The organism is Maribacter sp. UH1 (assembly GCF_056839145.1).
The window spans coordinates 3,763,355-3,787,359 of record NZ_CM166387.1 but is presented as its reverse complement, the minus strand read 5'-3'; the positions used below and the strand labels follow the sequence as shown (position 1 = coordinate 3,787,359).

Sequence of the window (24,005 nt, the reverse complement as noted above, 5' to 3'; positions counted from 1 at the left end):
TGTATCTTTTATTTCGTTTTGACCCCCTCAAAAACCTCCCTCAAACAACTCTGCATCATTATCTCACTATGTTCTTGGCTTTGTTGTACTTCTTGCTCTAAAGCATCACATAAACCCAGTAAAGCATTTACTTTTTCTACGATGGCTTTTTGTTCTTCTAGGGGTGGAAGTGGAAAAATCAATTCCTTTATCTTACCAAGAAATAAATTTGATTGAGCTGTTGACCTAGACTTAGATATTATTTGTGCTTGTAATACTGGTGACCTTAAAGCGTAACATAAATACATTCCATTTATAAAATCGTGGTGTTGTTTTACTAAAGCAGCACTTCGCACCATACAGTATTCATCATCTTTATCTACTAAACAAACTCTACCAACGCTTCCAGAACATGATATTAAAACATCTCCTTTTTGTGGATTGCACCTTTTTCTTATCCTTAAAAATTCTTCTTCACCAACATAATCAACCTTGTGTAACCTAATACCTTCATTAGTAACATTTCTCGCAGAGAGTAATTTATAACCGCTTTCAGTTCTAATTGGTGTTGCGTGTTCACCATCAGTTACTTTTAAGCTTATATCCAAAATATTAGACCAAACCCAACCTTCAGGTAAGTCATAAGGAATTTCATCTTTGGTAATTGGTGGTAAGGCTTTTTCCTTTTTTATTTTTTTGTCCTTTATGAGTTGTGCTTTCTCTTCTTGTATGCGTTTTAAGAGTTGGCTGGCATCCTCCATTTCGGCTCCGTTCAGTGAACGTTGTTGTCGCCAATCTGCTGTTAGCTTCCCTTGCACTGCCAATTGTAAAACCGCTTCTCGTAACTTTTTAATGTTTGTGGTTTCACTAAAGAAGCTTTTAAATTGGTCTTGTAAAAATGTCCATTCTTGGTTGGCGTTATTGGTAGTGAGTTGGTGTAATGCTGATGTTACAAAGTCTTCTTTTAAATCAATACGTTGTACTGTTAATTGCTCTAATTGTCCAACTTCTTTAAAAAGGCTTTCTACTACGTTTACGATTTCTTTTTGTTCTTCTAGTGGTGGAAGACCGAAAACTTGATTCCTTATTTTAACTCTTGATATATTTGGTTGTGCTCCACCTTCACCTTGATTGATAAAAGTATCTTTTAATCCTTTTAATAATAGGTGTAAAAATGAGCTGGTTATACAACTGAAAGGCGTACAAGCACAAACAGCTTGATTAGTTGTTCCTACAACCTTTAATATTCCTGTTTTCCCAATAGTTGCGCCATACATAGCAATTAATACATCTCCAGGATTATTTAATCTTACAGATGTTTTTTCAAGAGCGAGTTCCGTAATTTTTTCCTTTGACTCATAATCCATAATTGAATTATTTAATTCCCCTGATTTGAACCAATTTATTTCTCCTCCATAAAATGATGAATTAGATCGTAAAGGTGTAGAACCTGCTCCCCAATCACCAATTTCACCAAGCCTTACAGATTCCCAACTATTAGGAAGGTTGACAATTAATTCTTCTTTATTTAGCTTGGATAGTGATTTTTCATTTTTAATTTTCTTCTCTTTAATTAATAATTTCTTTTCAATTATTAATTCTTCAAGAAGCTCTGCTGTAGATTTTATATTAGGATTTAGTGCTCTCCAATTGGATGTTAATTTTCCTTGAATAGCCAATTGCAGAATCAAACCTTTTAATTCTTGAGCATTTTTAGGACGAATGGTTAACTCTTTAAAGTGTTCTAGTAGGTGCATATTACTTTAAAGCTTTGGTTAACACATTAATAATTTCATCTTGTATGCTAGAAATTTTTTGTTCGGTGGTTCTAAATTTTTCTAAAATAACTTCTGGGCTTTCTAAAGTATCGGCTTCTTGGTGTGGGTTTTTAATGTCTAGATTATAACCACGTTTTTTAATCTCGTCTATAGAGACTTTCCAAGCGTATTCATTTTCTACACGCTTGTTCCACCACTTTTTTTCTACATCAAACTCTTTAATGTTTATCGGTTTGGTTTTGTTATAGCTTTTAGCACCTTTTGGGTATTGGTGTTCGTAATACCAAACTTCTTTAGTTGACGTGCCTTTTTCAAAAAACAACAAATTGGTTTTAATACCTGTGTATGGGTTAAACACACCGTTTGGTAAACGTACAATGGTATGTAGGTTACAACGCTCTAACAACTCTTCTTTAAGGCGTGTTTTCATGCCTTCACCAAACAACGTACCATCGGGTAATACAATAGCGCAACGTCCTTTATCTTTTAAGAGCTTAATGATTAAGGCTAGGAATAAATCGGCTGTTTCTTTGGTTCTAAACTTTTTAGGAAAGTTAGTTTCTGTACCATCTTCTTCTACACCACCAAAAGGCGGATTAGACAATATAATATCTAGCTTATCTTTTGCGCCCCAATCAGCATACGGTTTGCTTAGTAAATTATCTCTGCGTACTGCAGGTAAATCAAAACCGTGTAGCATTAAATTGGTGGTACACAATAAATGAGGCAATGGCTTTTTTTCAATACCACGTATAGAGGTTTGTAATACGTCTCTGTCTTTAGGCGTTTTTACTTGGCTACGCACCGCATCAATAGTACAGGTTAAAAATCCACCTGTTCCACATGCAGGATCTAATACGCTTTCTCCTAATTGCGGATTAATCATATCTACCATAAATTGCGTTACGGCTCTTGGTGTATAATACTCACCAGAAGATCCTGCAGATTGTAGGTCTTTTAAAATGGTTTCGTAAATGTCGTTAAATACATGACGTTCACTTGTGCTGTTAAAATCAATCTCATTAATCACGTTGATTACTTGACGGAAGAGTGTTCCGTTTTTCATGTAGTTGTAGGTGTCATCAAACACCGAACGTATTATCTGAGCTTGCGGACTTACGGTAATATCCAAATCTTTAAGCGCAGGAAAGAGTTCGTTGTTTATAAACTCCATTAAATCGTCTCCGGTACGCCCTTCATCATCTGCAGCCCAGTTTTGCCATTTAAACTGTTCAGGAATTGGAGATTCATAATTATCTATGGTGATTTCCCATTCTTCTTCCTTATCGGCAAAAATCTTCATAAAAAGCATCCACACCATTTGAGAGATACGTTGTGCATCTCCGTCTACTCCGGTATCCTTACGCATGATATCGCGTATGCCTTTTATGTTGGTTGTTATGTTACTCATTAATTTTTTGGCTTAAGTAATTGTAGAAAGGCTAATCCCCTATCTGTTATTTTATATTGTTGTTTAGAGCTTTTGGGAGTTTCAGGTATTGTCCAGGCTATAAGTTTATCCTCTCTTAGTTTATTTATTACTTGATATAGTTGTCCGGAAATACTCTTTTGCCCTAAAGCTTTTGATATTGTTGTTGTTCCTGCTATTTCTTTTGCTATTACACGTAGTGTAGTCGTATATAAAGACTCCTGCTGCAACTCCTGCTGCAACTCCTGCTGCAACTCCTGCTGCAACTCCTGCTGCAACTCCTGCTGCAACTCGTGCTGCAACTCGTGCTGTTGCTTGTAATTTGTTTTGATGAATGAAATTCTAAACGCTATACCAGGCTCTTTCCAAACTAATTCTATTTCTGGATATGTTTTTAAATCATCTGCAATTAACTGTAACCCATTACCCCATTGTTCTATTATACCTAAGCGTTTAAAGACAGGAGCAAGCACTTTATTTCTCACATCAGATTGCCCAGAATCCATTTCATTGAAATCAACCGTTGGTAATAATTTTCCTGGGCTGGTAATTTCAATTTTATCATCAAAAATGGCAATTTTTATATCCTTACCTAGCAAAGAATAGTCTCGATGTATTACCGCATTTCGTATTACCTCTCTAATGGCAATCATTGGATACTCCCAACGGTCATTACGATAAACACCATCATAGTCTTTAGCTCCTTGGGATACATGACGTCTAATAAATTGATATGCCAATTCTGCATGATCTGCAATACTACCGTCAATGGATTTCTGGTCTATATAGTTTCCTGGAACTGTACCTTTAAAACGAGCACATTCAATTTTTGCATTAGGAAATAATTGTTTTTTAGAATCATCATTGGAAAGAAGCACTAGTGCATTGGTAGGGAAAATCTGCCCTTGCTCATTTTTTAAGAGATCAAGTTTTTTTAATACTTCATCACTCAATACTTCATCTGTTTTATCTTTAAAAAATTCTTTAAAGTTTTCTATATCTAATTGCTCAATTGTCTTACTAAAAACCAATTCAGCATCAAAAGAAATTCTATTGCCAATTCTTTCCAGTTGTTGAATCATCTCATTATTAGCAAGTCTGTTAGAAGACCCCACTCTCATAAACGTTCCTGTTTCTTTTCCTTTTGACTTTAAGAAATATGGTGGTTTACTCCCATTATGAATGTATACTCTAATAATAAATTTACCTGTTTCTTCTATAAAAGAGATTTCTGGTAAAATAGTTGGTTCACAGGCGTCATTAACAAGATTACTAATTTTGTTTTCTAAACTATCTAAATCCTTTTTGTAAATACCTGTAATTACCCTTGGATTATTTTTAATACCGATAAATAGTTCTCCACCAGCATCATTTGCAAAAGCAATGATGGTTTTTGTCAAATCAGCTCTTGTTGGTAAAAGCTCTTTAAACTCTAACCTACGACCTTCAGGTTGCTTTATTTTTTCTAGAATATTCAATTAGGCAATATTATAAATTTCATTTTCTAATTCCTTTATAGCTATTTCAAAATCTTTTCGTTTTCCAAATGCTCTCACTAATTCTACAGGAGAACCTAAACCACTTAATGGTTGAACTTTTAAAACCGAACCTTGTTCAATAGAGACTATACCTTCTTGTTCATACTTATCCAACAAACTATTTAACACCTTTTGTGCAGTTTCACTATATTTCGTAAAATAGTTGCGCTTTCGCACATTATTTGCTCTTTCCTGCCTTGTAAGTGCTGGTTGATCAAAAGCAACATGACAGATCAAATCAAAATCATCTAAATCTAAACCTACATCTTCACGCAATGCTTCAAGTAATACACCGTGTTCTGCAAGTTCTTTTATAAGCTCTTCTTTCTTTTCAGACTCATTCCATTTTTCAATGAAGTCATCTAAAGAAGAAAACTCCTCTTTAATATTTTTCTTGGAATAATCTTTTAAAGATTCGGTAATGAGCTTACCATCTTTACCGTAATACTGCACCCGTTCGTGTACTACGGATACCGGTATATTATTTACATAGTATTTTCTAACTTCGGCATTTCCATCGTCAATACCAACATCGGGTTTTGTGGGTTTAATATTACCTGGTACAATATCCGTTTGATCATCGGGTATGTCGTCAGTTTCTTCTATCTCATCTGGCGGAACTACAGGTTCATCGGGTTCTGGCTGATAAATCTGCACTGGATCACCATCAAAATCGGGGTCGGCAAATAAATTAGTTGCTTTACGAAAATCCATCAAGGTAAAATATACTTTTCCTTCCGCCTCACGTATTCTAGTGCCACGACCTACAATTTGTTTAAATTCGGTCATAGACCCAATATTAGATTCCAAAACAATGAATTTTACCATTTTGGTATCAATACCCGTGGTCAGCATTTTAGAGGTAGTTGCAATTACAGGAAAACGCTCTTCCACATCGGTAAAATTGTCAAGCTCTTGTTTACCAACTTCATCATCTCCCGTAATTTTTACACAATAGTTCCAATTTTTGGCAACCAAATCGGCATTCTCATTTATCAAAGCCTGGCGCATTCTATTGGCATGATCTATATCTGTGCAGAAAACAATCGTTTTAGCATAGCGGTCCGTAGCCTTGAGGTATTCCGTGATTTTTTTTGCAACGATTTCCGTACGCTCATCTATGGCGAGGGTTCTATCGTAATCTTTTAAATTATAAATTCTGTCTTCAATTTCATTACCGTATTTATCCAATAACCCAGCCGAAGGTCTCCAACCTTCATCTACATTTGTTGTAATACGCACTACTTTATAGGGAGCTAGAAAGCCATCATCTATACCTTGTTTTAAAGAATACGTATATACAGGCTCACCAAAATATTCCATATTAGAAACATCTTTGGTTTCTTTTGGTGTAGCCGTAAGTCCAATTTGTGTAGCAGAATCGAAATAAGTCAATACATCTCGCCATGCAGAAGCCTCTGCAGCACTGCCCCTATGACACTCGTCGATAACTACTAAATCGAAAAAGTCTTTACTGAACTCTTTGTATGCATTCTTATCCTCATCTGTACTTGTCAGTCCTTGATATAATGCAAAGTAAATTTGATAGGATTTATCTATTTTACGGTTCTTAATGATATGCATGATATCATTACCAAACGGTGAAAAATCGCCATTCTTGGTTTGAGTCAATAGTGCATTTCTATCCGCCAAGAATAAAATTCTTTTCTTAACACCAGACTTCCATAAACGATAAATAATATTGAATGCCGTATAGGTCTTACCTGTACCGGTAGCCATTACCAAAATAATCTTACTCTGACCTTTTGCGATTGCCTCTATTGTTCTGTTGACAGCATTTTGTTGATAGTAGCGAGGAGACATACCACTAGTATCCACATAATAATCCTTCTCAACTATTTCTTTGGACTCCTCTTTATCAAGATTAGTATACTTTAAATATTTAGCCCAAAGTACCTCTGGTGATGGAAAATCATCCAAAGAAATTTCTTTTTCTAATTCGCCTGATGTGTTTGTTTTATCATGGAATACAAAAGAATCTCCGTTGGAAGTAAATACAAACGGAATTTGTAATATTTCGGAATATTCCAATGCTTGTTGCATACCGTGACCAACTGCTTTTTTATTGTCTTTAGCTTCAATAATAGCAATAGGAATATTGGACTTATAATATAAAATGTAATCCGCCCTTTTACTCTTTCCACGAGTGTATAATTTACCTTGTACAATGATACGCCCGTCAGTAAAGGAAACTTCCTCCCGGACTTGCTTTCTCATATTCCACCCCGATTTTACTATTGCAGGATTAATAAATTTGGAACATATATCTCTTTCAGAAAGGTCTTTTTTATTCATTTAAAATTTGTCCTTCAGTTCACAAAACAATAATTTTTATTATTAAAACAGAACTATCAATACTCCTTAAATAATAACATATTTGTTGTACGAGGGAAATTTCAACAAACGGCTGTGAGGTTAAATATACGATTACTTAACAATGAATTCAACGTAGAAATCATAAGATTTGTAATCGACTTATAATGAATTCAGTAACTAATATTAAATACCTTGTCATTTAATTTTGAGCAATAAAATTAGCCTTTAAAGCCTTTTTCATAGCATTAATATCATTCACAATATCTTTTGTAATAGCATTTGTTGTTTCATCTAGTTTCTTTTCATCTGCAAGATCGAAAATAGCTTGTGAATTGAACGTTCTAAAATTCAATTCCTCTTCAGTATCTCTCCATCCTAAACCATGATCATTACTTTTATAATTAGCGTTTATTCCTGCAACCAAATCTCTAAATTCATGAAACTCCGCAAGATTGGAAATTCCGCCAACACCGTTTTTTTCAACTGTAAATCCAAAATAAATGTTATCATATAATTCAATTCCAAAATGAATGGTCACATCATTTTTTTCATACAATTCCAACCAAAAACCATAATAGGCATTCCTATTTCCGCCTTTCTTATAATAATCATCTACATTTTGCCAATTGACCTTTTTCTTATTTAATAATATTAAATCTTCCTTAATTAACTTTTCTTCCAAACTTTCCCAAAATGACCATTGAATTTGAACCTTAGCATCATTCATATTATTTGCAATCAACCTAGCCTGTTCTAATTTATTAGGAGATGAAACTATATAATCTTTTATTTCATTATTCATTTTTGTTGTTCCTGTTTGACCTGTTAATATCTTGACTAAATTAATATAATGTGTAATCCCTTCCCTTAATAATGGTAGCTCAACAGCTTCTTTTCGGCATTCTTGAAGCCATCCAATTATATCTTGTTGATATGAAATTATTTTAAAATGTTTATTTATTACTAAATCCTTGCGACTATCTACATCAGGTTCGTCACCCCATAATGTTAAGTATAAAATATTACTTCGGTTATTATTAAAATATCTCAGCAACTGGTTCTCTTGATCCTTTGCATAAATTTTATTTTCTATAGTTATACATCCTCCTTTATTATCCGAAATAAAAATATCTAAATACCCACCAGTAGTCTCTGTTTTCACCCCAATATATTTTTCAACTTCAACAGTGGTAGACGAAGTATCTAAATCTATACCCAGCTGCTTTACAAAAAGCTTTAGAAATACATCTCCCTGTCCATGTGATCCTTTGCGATTTAATAACTCCGCTAAAAATTTTGAATGCAATCTGACTTCCTCTGAAGTAATATTTATAACCTTAAAAATATTAAAAGCCTCACCTGCCACTTTTTCAATTTCCTCATACTTTTTAGAAATTTCACCAATACTCTTCAATAGCTCTTTATACGATATTTGATTCATTGCAAATGTGTAGTTATTCTTTACCTTTTTATTAAGGTTAGACAAAGCCCTAACCAAATTTTAGAGCTTTCTTGCAAATTATAACAATTATAGAAATAGCGTTACGGATTCCCGTAAGATGAAAAAATAAAATTATGAAACTTACAGATTTATATGAGTTGGTATGGTCAAAACCATTAAAACAAATATGTACAGAACATGAAATAGCCTATACAGATTTTAAGCAATTGTGTACTGAAAACGAAATACCAATACCAGAAATGGGATATTGGACAAAGCTAAGGTTTGGCAAACCTGTATCTAAAACTGCTTTACCCTTAGAGATTGATTTTCATAAGAAAATAGATTTAAAAGAATATAAAAAGGTAAAAGAGAATAATAAAGCAATACCTAAAATTCTACAGCCAAAGAAAATACACCCATTGGTTACAAAAGCTAAGAAAGAGTTAACCACGATTAAAAGCTATAGAGATGCATATACAAGAATGGAGTGGAATAGACAGAAAAACATTTTACCCGTACATACCGATGAAAAAGTCCAGAAAAGAGCTTTAAAATTCATGAACACCTTCTTGTATAACATGGAGCAAAGAGGTATGAAAATAAAGTTTAAATACGGAAAGTGCAATGTGGAACTATACAATCAAACTATTGATATAAACCTTAGACAGAAATACCATAGAGTAAGAACCGAGAATGACAGAGGTTGGAGTAGACAAGAATTCGTTAAGAGTAATAAATTGGAATTTTTAGCAGGATATCATGCAAGAAAAAGCTGGTTGGATACAGAGAAAATTAAGATTGAAGAGCGAATACCAAACATTCTTGATTACATAGAAAAAAACCTTACCTACTGGAGAGACGTTAGGAAACAACAAGCAGAAGAAGAGAAGCTGAAGGAATTAGAATTACTTAAACAACAAGAAATAGAACGTCTTCAAAAAATAGAAGAAGATAAATCAGTACAGCTTTTTACCGATGCAGAAAATTGGCAAAGGGCAGAACTTTTAAGAAAGTTTATGGAAGCAAAAAAAGAAAATGAAATCTCAAAGGGAACATTCAATAAAGAAACCGAAAAATGGTTGGTATGGGTAACCACAAAGATTAATGAGTTAGACCCATTGCAAAATTAGGGTTGAACATGGTTATCTATGGTTACCCCAGACTACCCCAGACTACCCATTCAACTACCCTAATCCTACCAATAGCTACCAACATCAAGTGTTTGGGGTAAAACATAGGGTAGTTGCTAACCATATCCAACCCTAATCTACTACCATTACTTATCCATTTAATTACAGATTAGCTACCCTGTAAGCTACCACTACCTACCCTAATACCCCAAATCATTTATTATCCAATACTTAGATATATTAAAAAGGTATTAATGATGGTTGGTGTGGGTGGACAGCGCCTACCCTATAATGGAAGTCAGAACTATGATTTGGTTAATTCTAAAATAAATCTAAAAAAATTTCACTGAACTACGGAATCCCGTAAACAAAATAATTGCAATATACTTTTCTTTGAAATTGAGTAAAATAACACATCCTTTTACTTACAAGTGAAGTTCAGAAATCACTATAAAAACGAGGCGGAACTGAAAAGCCATATGAGTAGGAACCAAACAATTTATTTATAATGAAAAAAGTTTTAGTAAGATTAAGTTTAGCTTTATCAATTGCAATTATGTTTTCTAGTTGTGCATCTGCATTAACAGGCTCAATGACCAATTCAGCTGCATTAAGTTCAAACAACTTTACCTATTTAAAAAGAGACATTCAGGGTAAATCTCAAGCTACCTATGTATTAGGGATTGGTGGTATGAAAAGAGAAGCAATTGTAAAAGAAGCAAAAGCTAATATGTTACAAAATTTTGCACTAAGGGATAACCAAACCTTAGCAAATGTAATCGTAGATTTTAAATACTCTACATTCTTGGGTATAGTAGCAACTACAAAATGTTACGTTACTGCAGACATTGTAGAATTCAACTAATCAACATCATTAAACAAATGCGGTATTAACACTGTTCAAACAGTGTTGATGCCGCATATTAATTACTACGAAATGAAACTAAAATTTTTAAAAACGAAAGCTTGTTTACTAGCAACTATAATCCTATTCACAAGCTGTGCAAGCTCAACTATGATAACCACTGTTCCTGGTGATGCTAAAATCTATGTAAATGGGGAATACGTTGGACAGACACCTTATAAGCATAAAGATTCAAAAATTGTAGGTAGTTCCAATACCATAAGAATTGAAAAAGAAGGATATGAAACTTACAACGACACATTCTCTAAAGATGAAAAAGTTGCTGTGGGTCCGTTAATTGGTGGAATATTTCTACTGGTACCATTTCTATGGATTATGAAATATGAAAAAGGACGTATTTACGATTTAAGACCGATTGAAGAAAATTAAGAATTATTAGATTAACAATGCCACTTTTCTAGACCTCAAACAATTGATTATTAAGAAAACCGTATTTTTAAAAGATGAGTATGGTCACAACAATTATTCCTAAGCAAACTCTCGTCATCACCCCAGAAGGTGAAACCTACTTAAGTCAAATCTATGAAGAATTGACTATAGCTATCAAGAAGACATACAATGAGAATGAAATTAGGGAATTATTATTGTCAATAATTATTGAGACTACAAAAGAAACTTATACTTCTAAGAAAAACGCAGTAGTCGAACTAAAGAATTTAGCAAAAAATGTATATGACTTTAGCACTGACAAATTTCAAACGTATAAGACAAATGGTATTAAAATATCCTTGAATAGAGATTTCGATAAGCTAAGTAACTACACAGAAAAAGGATTAGAAAAATTAGATCATTATCGAAAAAATGCTCCTGACATATTAAAGACTTTAAGTAAAGAAATACCAAAAAACAAGAACGAATTAGTGGATAAATTGGCTTCAGGGGTAATGTCAATTTTAATTTTTTATATGTCAGCGGGTGGAATGGATTTAGAAGGAGGTATACCTGACTTGGATTTACATGCAGGTATTGGTTATCATCGCCATTGGATGAGCCATTCTATAGTTTCGGGAATAATATTTGAATTTACTTCTCGTGGTATTCTTAACACTTACGATCAAATACATAAAAATTTACCACCTACTCGACACCGCTTTTGGGATATATCAAAAAAGTTTATTGACAACAATAAAGAATTGGCAATTGGTTCAATGTGGGCAGGTATTGGAGCTCATTTAATTAAGGATTCAGCTCTAATTGCTGGCGGATTTAAACCTTACGTTGGAGTTCCAATTGAAATATCAAAAGGTGCACACCAAGGTTTGTTTATGGCGAATGGTTTAGCATCATCTATATTTGGTGCTAGTTCAATAACAAAAGATAAATCCTTTAAAGTTAAAAATGAATATGTACTTGATACCGAAGTTACTCCCCTAGAAGTCCTTATGGATTCTGTAATTCATATTGAACCTACCCCAGTAAAATTAAAGGTTATGTTTAGAAATAATGATACCGATGCAATAAGAATATTACTTAAAGAAATAGGAGAAAGTACATTTGACCATTTTTTTAATCAGACACAAGCAAAAAACCGACCTAAGTCCATGAAGGGATTCTATTTAGAAGCAATTGACAATGAAGTTATGCTTTGTTATGAATATCCATCAAAAGCTACTTTGAAAATAATGGATGTTAAGAACTATAGTACAGTTCCAAAAACAAAATGGGATTTTGTAAAGACTAATAAGGTTTTATCTTAAAGTAAAACTATGGTTTTAAATATCTGAATCTATAAGTACTTTCCGATTAGTAATATGAAGTCTACATATAGCCCTATCAATACAAGTAATCTCTAAGCATGTAGTGCGCTAAAATATTTAATATATATTTTTTAAAGACATTATACCAAACAATAAAGTAAGCATGAATCTAACCCAAAAATTAAAAAACAGTATACTTGAACGACTAGCTTTGACAAAAGAACTAGCCTCTAAGACTAGCATAGAATTATACAAAGACGAATTCTTTATTGATTCATCAGAACTTATAAAAGAAAATTCCGAAGAATTAAGTAATAGAATAAAATCATACTTTAAAAATTCTGAGGATGACATTATATATACTGTAGAACTTGTTGGCTGTGACAAATATGAAAAAGTACAAGAGAATTTTGAGACAATTAAAAAGGATAAGACAGATGATCGAAGCTATTCCAAAGTCAATGATAAAAACGATCCTTGTAAATATCTCTATGTAGGTTCAAGTCAAAGAAAAAATTTAGCTACACGAATACGAAATCATTTTGGGCTAGGTGGTAAAACTGTATATTCCATGCATCTACTTTACTCATTTCCGAAGGAAATTAATTGTAAAATCAAAATAACTCTATACAAAATTGATATGCCAAGTCAAGAAGATAATGCTATCAATCTATTAGAGCTTTACGAGCAAGAACTCTGGGATAAATACAAGCCCATGTTTGGGAAACAGAGTGGGTTGTTGTAAAAATTTGCACTTCTTCATCTAAGTAATTTAAGGTTCTTGGATGTAAAATTTTTAGATAACGTAGGATTTAACTAATCAATTGAATATTCAAATAAATGAGCATAAGACAATTTGAATCAGCACAGCTGAAAGCTCCTTTTCTTGGTAAGCCCCACTACCCTATTTCAGGTCTTGATCAACTAGGATTAAACTTAACTAGCGAACGCATATTTGATTTACTATTACCCGGGTTAAACAATGTAACTCAGCGAATACGGTACTATTCATTTTATTGTTGGTTTTTTGATTGGTATTCTCAAACCATCAGAACTACATCTAAAAGTAAACAAAATAAATATTTAAGAAGGGCTGAATTCCTACTCGCTCTCGTTGCTGCTCATAATAAAGCCCAAGGTGTTCCTGGAATATCTAAAGCCGAATCAGTTTACGAAGTATCAGATAATCTAATTAATCTATTATTAGGTACTAATGAAGGGGCTTCAAGTGAAGGCTCTTACTGGAAAAACACAAGAGGTGTCTTAGGTCAGTACTACATTAGTTCAATTAAGCAAATGGGAATTTTAGTTGACCAAGGTGATAAAGACGGTTTATATATTCGAACAGATTTTAATCACGAATCTAAAATTTCAGGAAAAGAATTAGGTGAAGCTTTTAATCAAAACATAATGAGTTCCAAGCAAATATTCTTGGCAGCTGTTGAAGAAAACAGCATCACAAAAGACAATATTGAACTCATTGCAAAGGATTTTGACATGTTAACTATCCCGGACAATACTACCGAACAAGATTATTTATGGAAACTGTTTTCCGGAGTAGATCAACCAAAAGAAAAAATAGAAACTTATTACAGAAAAGAAACAATAAAATTACTTCTGTCAAATGTAAGTACTCATAATGAAAAAGAGAGGTATAATCAATTAAATGTACCGATCGACATTTATAACCAGCAATGGAAAGAAAAATTTAGCATGACCGAAAAGCTATGGTATTTCTTTATTTTAGAACAATTTTGGAGTGTAGCATGTACCGGTTGTCTTGATGGTTTTATCAATATTTTAGAAGAAGAATCTAAGAATAATTGGATTGACGAAATAGCTTTGATTGAAAATGTTAAAACTAAAGTCGGTCAATTGATTGAAGATGATAATTATAATATAGTCGAAGATGCTTTTACAACTATTGATGATAAAAATCTAGCGGTAGTCGAATTAGTAGAATTATCAAAAGTTGAATCAGACCCATATCTGCAAATCAAATATGCACTTTACGCAATTGGCAAACTATTCAAAGAAAATAATTTGAGTAGAAATGAATTACTTGAAATATCGAAAAAGAATAAAATTCATACCCCTAGTAGTTTTCTTGTCACTTATGACGATTTAAAAATCAAGCAAGATTTACCTATAATTCAATTTGTCGGTTACTTTCTTACCCGTTATGTCATAAATAGACATCACTATGTTGCTTTACGCAAGCTCAATGCAACTCAAAACAGTGCTAAATTTTATCGAGAAGATGGAATGATTAAACTAGTTGACACCTTTAATTACGATTATTCATCTCCCAGAATACATACACTAATTGATTTCATGAAAGACCTTAGTCTAATTGAACCAAAGTCCACAATTCTTACTACCAAAGGCAAAAATTACTTAAAACAATTGGCGTAATGAAGATAGAAAGATCAAACATTCTAGAACTTATTGGCTCTGGAAAAAATAAATATCACAGTTGTGTTATCACCAGTTATAGTATTGACCTTGCCTTTTTCGAACAGCTTGTATTACCAAAACTTAGAGCTTCTGGAGTAACAAATATTAATCTATTTGTTGATGCAGGGATGCTTGAAAAATATCTAGCCTCACATTTAGGAAATAGTACTAATAAATTCAATTTAAATTATAGCATAACACCAGTACATCTTTCAGGCGCATTTCATTCAAAAATGCTTTTTTTAGCCGGAAAGAATAAAGGCTATCTTTCCATAGGCAGCGGCAATATCACTTCTAGCGGCTTATTATACAATGATGAAATTTGGTCATCTTTTTACATAGCAAAGACAAAAGAAAAAACAAAGCCAATATTTAACTCGGCATGGAATTATATACAAACTCTCTCTGAAAATTGTCTGGAAATTAACCTAACGAAAATCAATTGGATTCCACAGCACTCTAATTGGATAAGCGAATTAAGTGAACCAAGTAATTCGGTTTTAGAAGATAAAAAAACAACTTACCAATTATCTTTTAATCATAAGGGTTCTGCACTTTATGAAAACATAATAAAAAAACTTCCTAAAAAACCTACAGCAATTAAAATTATGTCTCCATATTATAATCGTTCTGGAGCTTTATTAGATAGATTGATTAGAGATCTCAACCCTAGAGTAGTTCATTGTGTTGTCGATACTTCAAGTGGCATACTACCTGTTAATTTCACATCAGAGATTTGTCAATTTTCAGATTGGAAAGATGTAATTAAAAGTGACAATTCAAATAGTATAAAAAGACTACACGCAAAAATCCTACAATTTGAATATCCAGAAAAGACAGTTTTAATATTCGGTAGTGCCAATGCAACTCTAGAAGCATTTGGCATTAGCAAAAGTAGAACTCAAAATGACGAAGCAATTATTAGTATTCAAACTGATACTACAAGAGACTTTGTAAAGGAATTAGGAATCTTAATTCCTAAAGAAGGAACTATTGACCTATCTAAGGCTACTATTTTAGAGGTTGATAATACACATAAAACATCCAATAAACTAAAAATTAAGTATGTTGAATTATCTGAAATTACTCTTAGAATAACGACACAAGAGAAGATAACTCAAATTTTGAGATTAAAAACGTTTGATAACAATGACCAAGCTTTAGAGAGCTTGGAAATACGCTCAGATTCAACAATATTTCAAACAACTTTAAAAATTACAGAAAGAATTTTCAAAGTAGCTTTATTTGATTCTAAAACGAATGAAAGAATTTCAACCTTTGGATTGGTTCAACATATTGAACATTTAAAAAAATCAAATCCAGATGAACGCCTTGCCAAACTACAGTCTTTTGAACAACTAAATATTTTCGATTCCATCAACTTTGAATTAGTATTAGACTTCTTAAAAGAAGAAAACATTTTTAAAGAAAGTAACGCATCAAATGTACCTGTGCTTCAAAGTAATAAAAGAATAGAAGATGAAGGAGAAGTTTTATCTCCAGATGAATATAATAAAAATGCAAACTCATTTGATAATGAAGCTACTAGTAATGAAAACATAACATCCCTAATTGAAGAGTTCCTAGATGTTTTGAAGATTAGAGAAGAAAAAGAAGAGCTATCAGATAATATTGAAGAAATGGCAAAGGACGCCAATGATGACGGACTAACTGAAAGTATTATAGTTGAACATAAAAATAGAATCATAGGCTCAAAAGAAGGCAAACGTATAACTCGTAAAATTGAGAGAACAGTAAAATCTGTTTACAACCTTATCAATAATAGAACTGAAACAGGAGTACTCCAAGATAATAGAACAGTCAAAGCATTATTTATAGGATTTCATATTCTATTGCACTTTTGGGATGAAGTCTACAGTGAAGAATTATGTATCATTAAAATACGATATACAAATCTTTCTGAACTTTCTAAACTAGAGAATAATTTTGGTTTAAAACGACTAAAAATTCAAACGAACTCATCAAAATATGAAGTTAAATATCATATTGATTATACTAATTTAGCCGCATTTTTAGATTTTATTGAAACTTCAAATTTTCACCTGGTTGAGAAGCCATCAGAACCTATAACTCTTCAGCATAATTTCATTAATCATAAGCATGTTAGTTCTTATGAAAATAACACCATCCTTTTTGATTTTATAAATCTTGGAGTTTGTACAATTCTAACTTCAATAAAACAAAAAGACCTAGAGCTAGATAAGTCGCAAAAAATTAAATTTTACACGCTTCTTACGAAACTTATGAGCCGTACTATGTGGAATAAAAAAATGTCATTCTGGAGAGATCTTATATTACTTAACACTTATGATTGTATCAGCGATTTAGAAATATTTGATAGAAAAATTACTGGCTCTGATTTTAAACTAGAAAAAAGTTTTATCAAGTTTAAAAAAGATTTAGAATCAAATTTGATTACATCTGAACCGATTAGTTCACAATTAACTGGTGTTATTATTTACAGTAGTAATTACGGTTTTGGAAGAGTTAAGCGAATTTTAAAAGATGGAATTTTCGAGTTTTATTCGCCAATTTTAAATACGAACTTTAAAACAGATGATTTAGGAGTATATACAAAGCTCTTCATTGGCAGAAAATTAAAGGTATTTAAAAAATAAACCTTTGCTATTCTTAAATTTAGAATGATGAGTATTGATATAAAATATTAATATAGTGCAATTTAATACACTATTAATCACAGCTTTTAAATACAAAAGAATTTAGATACTAAATAGTGCATTTTAAAGCACTTTTTGCAAACAAATTAATTTATAAACAGATATTGTCATAAAAATGAGTCAAATTATAGACTTTAAAAGATTGGTCAATAGTATAAACGAAAGTTTAGAAATACTAGATGTAACTTAAGAAAAATTAGCAGAACTTTGAGCAGTTTGTTTATGCACACTTAAAAAGTTTGAAAGTGGCAAATAAAATTCGACCGCAAAAACTTTTAATAAGCTAGGTAAATTTTTTTGTGTAATACGGGGAAATCAAGGTCTATTAATTAATTTAGTAGTTAGATATCCTCAAATTGCTAATTTCCGTGCACTTTCCGGGACTTATTGTACCCCAAATTACGTTAAACCCCTTTATATATAGGATTATAATTCCTGTATCGGCAAATAAATAAAATAAAAGTATCAACCATGAATAGTTTCATCCTTTCCATAATTTTGAATCACTTGTGCTTCAAACTCAACTAACTCTTGCCAGCGTTTATCCACATCAACATCTTGACCATATTTACGAGCGAAGCCAATAAATGTAGTGTAATGACCTGCTTCGCTAATCATTAAATCCCTATAAAATTTAGATAATTCCGGATCTTTAATTTCTTCTGACAGTAATTTGAAACGTTCGCAGCTTCTTGCTTCTATCATTGCAGAAAACAATAATCTATCTACCATAGATTGTAACCTGTTACCACCTTTATTCATGAATTTATATAATTCATTCACATAACTATCCTTACGTTCTCTACCTAGCGTATAACCCCGCTCTTTAATAATATCATGCACCATTTGAAAATGCACCAATTCTTCTTGCGCCAGTAGAAGTAAATCTGTAACTAAATCCGGGTATTCAGAATTTAGGGTAATTATGGTAATGGCATTAGTTGCTGCCTTTTGTTCGCACCATGCATGATCTGTTAGAATCTCTTCAAGATTCTTCTCAACAATGTTGACCCAACGTGGATCAGTAGCTAATTTTAGATGTAACATGGTATTCATTTTTTTGTAAATGTAGGCGTCAGTACCCGAAATACAATAATGAAAACCCCATATAATTATAAATATGAGACGGAAATACAATTTATAATCCTAAAACCTATTTTAATTACAGGCAAAGCAACATAATGCTATTTATGCTTACATATTTCTTCGATACTGCCCTCCTACTTCAAACATAGCATGAGTAATTTGCCCTAATGAACAGTATTTTGTTGTCTCCATTAATTGCTCAAAAGTATTTTCATTATGTAATGCAACTTCTTGTAAAGCTTTTAATGACTTTTCTGCACTGGTACTATTTCTTTCCTGTAAATCTTTAAGGTTACTGATTTGTTCTTTCTTTTCATCTTCGGTTGCCCTAATAACTTCATCTGGTATTACAGTAGGTGATCCTTTTGAAGATAGAAAAGTATTCACTCCTATTATTGGTAGTTCCCCTGTGTGCTTCTTTGTTTCGTAATACAAACTCTCTTCTTGAATCTTACTACGCTGGTACATACTTTCCATAGCACCAAGTACGCCGCCACGATCGGTAATTCTATCAAACTCTACCATAACGGCTTCTTCAACCAAATCGGTCAATTCTTCGGTAATAAAAGATCCTTGCATCGGGTTTTCATTTTTAGCCAACCCAAGCTCTTTATTAATAATCAATTGTATAGCCATCGCCCTTCTTACAGAATGTTCTGTAGGCGTGGTAATTGCCTCGTCATAAGCATTGGTATGTAAAGAATTGCAATTATCATAAATAGCATAGAGTGCCTGTAACGTGGTTCTAATATCATTGAAGTCAATCTCTTGCGCATGTAAAGAGCGACCAGATGTCTGAATATGGTATTTCAGTTTTTGTGAACGTTCATTACCTCCATATTTCAACTTCATGGCTTTTGCCCAAATTCTTCTAGCCACCCTACCAATTACGGCATATTCAGGGTCAAGTCCATTACTAAAGAAAAAAGAAAGGTTTGGCGCGAATGCATCAATATGCATACCTCTAGACAGGTAATATTCTACAAAAGTAAAGCCATTGGCAAGTGTAAATGCCAACTGACTAATAGGGTTCGCCCCTGCTTCGGCAATGTGGTATCCAGAAATAGACACCGAATAAAAATTACGCACATTCTGATCTATAAAATACTGTTGTACATCACCCATTAATCGCAATGAAAATTCAGTAGAAAAAATACACGTATTCTGTGCCTGATCCTCTTTTAAAATATCTGCCTGTACCGTACCTCGTACTTTCGATAATGCATCTGACTTTAGTTCTGCATATACATCTGCATTTAAAACTTGATCACCAGTTACTCCCAAAAGAAATAATCCAAGACCATCATTTCCTTCTGGTAACTCACCTGCATAGATTGGACGCTTAGCACCTAACTTTTTATAAATAGCCTTGATTTTAGCATTTACCTCATTCTCTAATCCGTTGGCCTTAATATACTTCTCACACTGCTGGTCAATAGCCGCATTCATAAAATACGCTGCAATAGTAGCTGCAGGACCATTAATTGTCATGGAAACCGAAGTGGTAGGTGCACATAAATCGAAGCCAGAATATAGCTTTTTAGCATCATCCAAACAGCAAATACTAACACCACTATTCCCGATTTTACCATAAATATCTGGTCGATCGCCTGGATCTTCACCATAAAGTGTTACCGAATCAAATGCCGTTGACAAGCGCGCTGCCGGCAATCCTTTAGACACATAATGAAAACGTTTATTCGTTCTTTCAGGTCCGCCTTCTCCCGCAAACATTCTGGTAGGGTCTTCTCCTTGTCTCTTAAAAGGAAAAACGCCTGCCGTAAATGGGAACTCTCCCGGTACGTTTTCTTGCAAAGACCATTTTAAAATATCTCCCCAGCCTTCATATTTTGGTAAAATTACTTTTGGTATTTGTGTTTGTGATAAAGATTTTGATGTTGTTTCCACCTTCACTTCCTTACCTCTAACTACATAGGTGAAAAAATCACCCTCGTAATTCGCTTTCTTTGCGTTCCACTCATCTATAATTTTCTTATTATGTGGGTCTAGGTCTAATTGTAATTCCTCTTTTGCAGCTTCAATAGCTTCTAATGCCTCTTCCTTATCTTTTAATATTTCAGAAGATTCTTTTAAACTAAAAAGCTTTTGGGCGATTACTTTTTGATGTTCTGCTCTTTCGTTATAATCACGAATAGTATCCGTTATTTCAGAAAGATATCTTGTTCTCTTTGGCGGAATAATATAAATCTTCTCGGACATTTCTCGAGAACTTTCAAATGTTGACTTTAAGTCCTCAGCTCCCGTTTTACCCACTAAAGTATCAATCACCGCCCTGTATAATTGATTCATCCCCGGGTCATTAAATTGAGAAGCAATAGTACCATAAGCAGGAAGCTCCTCTGCCGGGGTATCCCACAACTGATGATTACGCTGGTATTGCTTTTTCACATCTCGCAAAGCATCTAAAGCCCCTCTTTTATCAAACTTATTTAGAGCAATTAAATCGGCAAAGTCAAGCATGTCGATTTTTTCTAGCTGAGTTGCTGCGCCATATTCAGGAGTCATAACATATAAAGACACATCTGAATGTTCGGTAATCTCGGTATCTGACTGCCCAATACCCGAGGTTTCCAAAATAATGAGGTCAAAACCGGCAGCCTTGGTAATATCTACGGCATCTTTTACATATTTTGATAAGGCTAAGTTTGACTGTCGAGTAGCCAATGAACGCATGTATACCCTATCATTAAAAATAGCATTCATACGAATACGGTCTCCCAACAAAGCTCCACCTGTTTTTCTTTTGGAAGGATCAACGGAAATTACGGCGATTTTCTTATGCTCAAAATCCGTTAAAAAACGACGTACTAATTCATCAACTAAAGATGACTTACCAGAACCACCTGTCCCAGTAATACCTAATACAGGAGCTACCTTTTTCGTTTCAACCTTTTTTCTAATATTGTTAAGAACCTCTTCATGCTTTTTAGGAAAGTTCTCTGCAGACGAAATAAGTCTGGCAATATCCGAATAGCCAAGTTTCTTTACCTTGCCAAATTCACCATTCAGTTGTTTACCTACCGGAAAATCACTTTTTTGAATCAAGTCATTGATCATACCTTGAAGTCCCATTTCACGACCATCATCGGGTGAATATATTCTCTCTATTCCATAAGCATGTAATTCATCTATTTCTTCCGGAAGAATGGTACCTCCGCCACCACCGAACAACTTAATTTCTGATGCACCTTTTTCCTTCAACAAATCATACATATATTTAAAGTATTCTACATGCCCCCCTTGATATGAAGTTATAGCAATTGCTTGAACATCTTCTTGAATTGCACAATCAACAATTTCCTGCACTGATCGGTTATGACCTAAATGAATAACTTCACAACCTGTGGATTGAATAATTCTACGCATTATATTAATTGCCGCATCATGACCATCAAAAAGAGAAGCCGCGGTAACAATACGAATATGATTTTGAGGTTTATAAGGAGTTTGTATGATATGGTTCATTTTATATGCTCAATTTAATTTTTAATTGCCTAATATTTTCCGAATGATGTATCAATTACATGCAATGAATCGTCGTTTATTACATTTTAGTTTTTGCACATATTGATGTTGTAACAACAATTTTAGATTGATACGAAAATAAAGATTTTAATTAGCAATAATTCATTTTTACTCTATTTCAAGGGTATTAAATGATATATTAATAAATATTTACCTGAATTTTAACGAATTGCTATTTCCAAGAACATGAATTACCTTTCTATAATCATCTCTTCAATTAAAAAAGCCTAGATTTACGACTATTTTCATTCCTTTATCTATGATTTATTTAGACCAATTAGGAAATCAATTAGACATAGACCATACGCCTTCTCGTATTATTTCTTTTGTTCCCTCTATCACAGAATTATTGTTCGATTTAGGATTAGATGATAAAATTGTTGGTTGTACCAAATTCTGCATACACCCTAACAAACCATATCTCACGAAAAGCATGATTGGTGGCACAAAGGATTTAAATTTAGAAAAGATTGTAAAATTAAATCCTGATTTAATTCTGGCTAACAAAGAAGAAAACAATAAGAAACAAATTGAATTTTTGAATAAATCCATACCTGTATGGATAAGTGATGTTAAGACTTTTGACGATAGTTTAGAAATGATTGAGCAAATCGGTTTGATTACTGGTAGCACTTTTAGAGCAAATAAAATCATCAACCAGTTAAACAACCATCTAAAACCCAAAGCTCCTCTTAAAAAAGCTGTATATCTCATCTGGAAAGATCCATATATGACCGTGGGTGGCGACACTTATATAAATGACATGCTAAACAGAGTCGGTTATATTAATCTATTTTCAGAGCAAAACCGCTACCCTATTGTAACCATAGAAGAAATAAGTGATTATAAACCTGATGTAATACTATTATCATCTGAGCCCTACCCATTTAAAGAAGAACATCTAAAAACTATTAAGGGTCTTATAAAAAATACGGATGTAGAATTAGTTGACGGAGAATTCTATTCTTGGTATGGATCTAGACAAATCCATATAACAGCTAAAAATACCTAAAATATATTTTTCATTGATACATCTAAAATAATAGAGCCTTTTAATAGTTATCAAGGTTGAAGATATCGTATTATACATGTAATATACGTAAAGCCATTCCACATTGTAAATTTCATAAAAACTTATAATGGTAATAAATAGTAACTTTGATGTAAAATAAACCCTCAGATAACTAAAACCTAATTTCAGTTTATGTTCAGCTTTTTCTCCAAAAAACATTTTTTAATTGACCATTTAGACGGATTTATTGATATTCATAATCACATCTTACCAGGTATAGATGACGGAGCAAAAACTATTGAGGATTCTATTAAGCTTATAAAAGGTTTTAATGAATTTGGAGTAACAGATTTTATCTGTACGCCACATATTATGGAGAATTATTACCCAAATAATCCCAGTACTATTGCCAGCTCGTTATCATTACTCCAAAATGCTTTAAAAATGAACAATTTGGAGCATGTGAATATAGAGGCTGCAGCGGAACACATGATCGATTCTGGTTTTGAAAAAATTCTTGAAGACAAACAATTCATGCCTTTGGCTAAAAACTACTTATTAATAGAAATGTCTTATTTACAGGCTTCAATTAATTTTGATAGTTCGGTAGATAAAATCAAAAGCTCAGGTTTATTTCCAATTTTCGCACATCCAGAGCGGTATGCATATTTACACAAAAATCTAAAAGCCTACTCTAGATATAAGAACGACGGTTTATTATTCCAAATGAATATGTTATCCTTAGGTGATTACTATGGTAAAGAAGTTAAACAAACAGCTTTATACTTACTAAAGAACAATCTAATAGATTTTGTTGCTAGTGATGTTCATAAGATTACTCAATTAAATTACCTCAAAAAAATAAGCATCAATGAAAAAACACTGATGCTTATTAAGCCTATTATCGAAAAGACTATTTATAATTTTAAGTGAAAAAGTTTTTTCCAT

Annotated in this window: 16 protein-coding genes; 9 read left to right on the top strand and 7 right to left on the bottom strand. The window is 32.8% G+C overall.

What is annotated here, in order from left to right; genetic code table 11:
- Nucleotides 1-8: 8 nt before the first annotated feature.
- From UH1x_RS16305 to UH1x_RS16285, 5 genes are all read right to left on the bottom strand, one after another.
- Nucleotides 9-1,736, bottom strand: coding sequence for a restriction endonuclease subunit S (locus tag UH1x_RS16305; RefSeq protein ID WP_482623038.1), 1,728 nt, complete (start codon nucleotides 1,734-1,736; stop codon nucleotides 9-11).
- Nucleotide 1,737: 1 nt separating this feature from the next.
- A complete protein-coding gene (locus tag UH1x_RS16300; RefSeq protein ID WP_482623036.1) occupies nucleotides 1,738-3,168 on the bottom strand; it encodes a class I SAM-dependent DNA methyltransferase in 1,431 nt (476 codons plus the stop codon).
- Complete coding sequence (locus UH1x_RS16295; RefSeq protein WP_482623035.1) at nucleotides 3,168-4,664, bottom strand: ATP-binding protein; 1,497 nt, start codon at nucleotides 4,662-4,664, stop codon at nucleotides 3,168-3,170. Before UH1x_RS16295 ends, UH1x_RS16300 begins: the two co-directional genes overlap by 1 nt.
- Nucleotides 4,665-7,040 (bottom strand): EcoAI/FtnUII family type I restriction enzme subunit R, encoded by a 2,376-nt coding sequence (gene hsdR / locus UH1x_RS16290; RefSeq protein ID WP_482623034.1) that lies wholly within the window; start codon nucleotides 7,038-7,040, stop codon nucleotides 4,665-4,667.
- A 220-nt stretch (nucleotides 7,041-7,260) separates the two neighbouring features.
- A complete protein-coding gene (locus UH1x_RS16285; protein ID WP_482623032.1) occupies nucleotides 7,261-8,502 on the bottom strand; it encodes a PDDEXK-like family protein in 1,242 nt (413 codons plus the stop codon).
- 134 nt (nucleotides 8,503-8,636) lie between these two features.
- Between UH1x_RS16285 and UH1x_RS16280 the strand changes: the two genes are divergently transcribed.
- The 7 genes from UH1x_RS16280 (at nucleotide 8,637) to UH1x_RS16250 (ending at nucleotide 17,353) form a co-directional block, all read left to right on the top strand.
- On the top strand, nucleotides 8,637-9,635 hold the full coding sequence (locus UH1x_RS16280; RefSeq protein ID WP_482623030.1) for a hypothetical protein: 999 nt from the start codon (nucleotides 8,637-8,639) through the stop codon (nucleotides 9,633-9,635).
- Nucleotides 9,636-10,143: 508 nt separating this feature from the next.
- Nucleotides 10,144-10,500, top strand: coding sequence for a DUF6567 family protein (locus UH1x_RS16275; protein WP_073246336.1), 357 nt, complete (start codon nucleotides 10,144-10,146; stop codon nucleotides 10,498-10,500).
- A 72-nt stretch (nucleotides 10,501-10,572) separates the two neighbouring features.
- A complete protein-coding gene (locus UH1x_RS16270; protein ID WP_482623029.1) occupies nucleotides 10,573-10,929 on the top strand; it encodes a PEGA domain-containing protein in 357 nt (118 codons plus the stop codon).
- Between the two features lie 80 nt (nucleotides 10,930-11,009).
- Nucleotides 11,010-12,257, top strand: coding sequence for a hypothetical protein (locus UH1x_RS16265; RefSeq protein ID WP_482623027.1), 1,248 nt, complete (start codon nucleotides 11,010-11,012; stop codon nucleotides 12,255-12,257).
- 163 nt (nucleotides 12,258-12,420) lie between these two features.
- Nucleotides 12,421-13,002, top strand: a complete 582-nt coding sequence (locus UH1x_RS16260; RefSeq protein WP_482623025.1) for a hypothetical protein — start codon at nucleotides 12,421-12,423, stop codon at nucleotides 13,000-13,002.
- 95 nt (nucleotides 13,003-13,097) lie between these two features.
- A complete protein-coding gene (locus tag UH1x_RS16255) occupies nucleotides 13,098-14,672 on the top strand; it encodes a hypothetical protein (protein WP_482623023.1) in 1,575 nt (524 codons plus the stop codon).
- Nucleotides 14,672-17,353, top strand: a complete 2,682-nt coding sequence (locus UH1x_RS16250; protein ID WP_482623022.1) for a phospholipase D-like domain-containing protein — start codon at nucleotides 14,672-14,674, stop codon at nucleotides 17,351-17,353. The genes UH1x_RS16255 and UH1x_RS16250 overlap by 1 nt, the downstream gene beginning before the upstream one ends.
- 525 nt (nucleotides 17,354-17,878) lie before the next feature.
- On the opposite strand, the gene UH1x_RS16245 is transcribed toward UH1x_RS16250, so the two are convergent.
- Nucleotides 17,879-18,460, bottom strand: coding sequence for a MiaE family protein (locus tag UH1x_RS16245; RefSeq protein ID WP_482623020.1), 582 nt, complete (start codon nucleotides 18,458-18,460; stop codon nucleotides 17,879-17,881).
- A 147-nt stretch (nucleotides 18,461-18,607) separates the two neighbouring features.
- Nucleotides 18,608-21,985, bottom strand: a complete 3,378-nt coding sequence (locus tag UH1x_RS16240; protein WP_482623018.1) for a methylmalonyl-CoA mutase family protein — start codon at nucleotides 21,983-21,985, stop codon at nucleotides 18,608-18,610.
- A gap of 319 nt (nucleotides 21,986-22,304) precedes the next feature.
- Between UH1x_RS16240 and UH1x_RS16235 the strand changes: the two genes are divergently transcribed.
- Both UH1x_RS16235 and UH1x_RS16230 read left to right on the top strand, forming a co-directional pair.
- Nucleotides 22,305-23,057 (top strand): ABC transporter substrate-binding protein, encoded by a 753-nt coding sequence (locus UH1x_RS16235; protein WP_482623017.1) that lies wholly within the window; start codon nucleotides 22,305-22,307, stop codon nucleotides 23,055-23,057.
- Nucleotides 23,058-23,249: 192 nt separating this feature from the next.
- Nucleotides 23,250-23,990 carry a tyrosine-protein phosphatase gene (locus tag UH1x_RS16230; protein ID WP_482623015.1) on the top strand — a complete coding sequence of 247 codons (741 nt, stop codon included), beginning with the start codon at nucleotides 23,250-23,252 and terminating at the stop codon, nucleotides 23,988-23,990.
- The last annotated feature ends 15 nt before the right edge of the window (nucleotides 23,991-24,005 follow it).

Coding starts and splice junctions, on each gene's coding strand:
- UH1x_RS16305 (WP_482623038.1), bottom strand. CDS start 1,736: ATGCACCTACTAGAACACTTTAAAGAGTTAACCATTCGTCCTAAAAAT.
- UH1x_RS16300 (WP_482623036.1), bottom strand. CDS start 3,168: ATGAGTAACATAACAACCAACATAAAAGGCATACGCGATATCATGCGT.
- hsdR (WP_482623034.1), bottom strand. CDS start 7,040: ATGAATAAAAAAGACCTTTCTGAAAGAGATATATGTTCCAAATTTATT.
- UH1x_RS16285 (WP_482623032.1), bottom strand. CDS start 8,502: ATGAATCAAATATCGTATAAAGAGCTATTGAAGAGTATTGGTGAAATT.
- UH1x_RS16280 (WP_482623030.1), top strand. CDS start 8,637: ATGAAACTTACAGATTTATATGAGTTGGTATGGTCAAAACCATTAAAA.
- UH1x_RS16275 (WP_073246336.1), top strand. CDS start 10,144: ATGAAAAAAGTTTTAGTAAGATTAAGTTTAGCTTTATCAATTGCAATT.
- UH1x_RS16270 (WP_482623029.1), top strand. CDS start 10,573: ATGAAACTAAAATTTTTAAAAACGAAAGCTTGTTTACTAGCAACTATA.
- UH1x_RS16265 (WP_482623027.1), top strand. CDS start 11,010: ATGGTCACAACAATTATTCCTAAGCAAACTCTCGTCATCACCCCAGAA.
- UH1x_RS16260 (WP_482623025.1), top strand. CDS start 12,421: ATGAATCTAACCCAAAAATTAAAAAACAGTATACTTGAACGACTAGCT.
- UH1x_RS16255 (WP_482623023.1), top strand. CDS start 13,098: ATGAGCATAAGACAATTTGAATCAGCACAGCTGAAAGCTCCTTTTCTT.
- UH1x_RS16250 (WP_482623022.1), top strand. CDS start 14,672: ATGAAGATAGAAAGATCAAACATTCTAGAACTTATTGGCTCTGGAAAA.
- UH1x_RS16245 (WP_482623020.1), bottom strand. CDS start 18,460: ATGTTACATCTAAAATTAGCTACTGATCCACGTTGGGTCAACATTGTT.
- UH1x_RS16240 (WP_482623018.1), bottom strand. CDS start 21,985: ATGAACCATATCATACAAACTCCTTATAAACCTCAAAATCATATTCGT.
- UH1x_RS16235 (WP_482623017.1), top strand. CDS start 22,305: ATGATTTATTTAGACCAATTAGGAAATCAATTAGACATAGACCATACG.
- UH1x_RS16230 (WP_482623015.1), top strand. CDS start 23,250: ATGTTCAGCTTTTTCTCCAAAAAACATTTTTTAATTGACCATTTAGAC.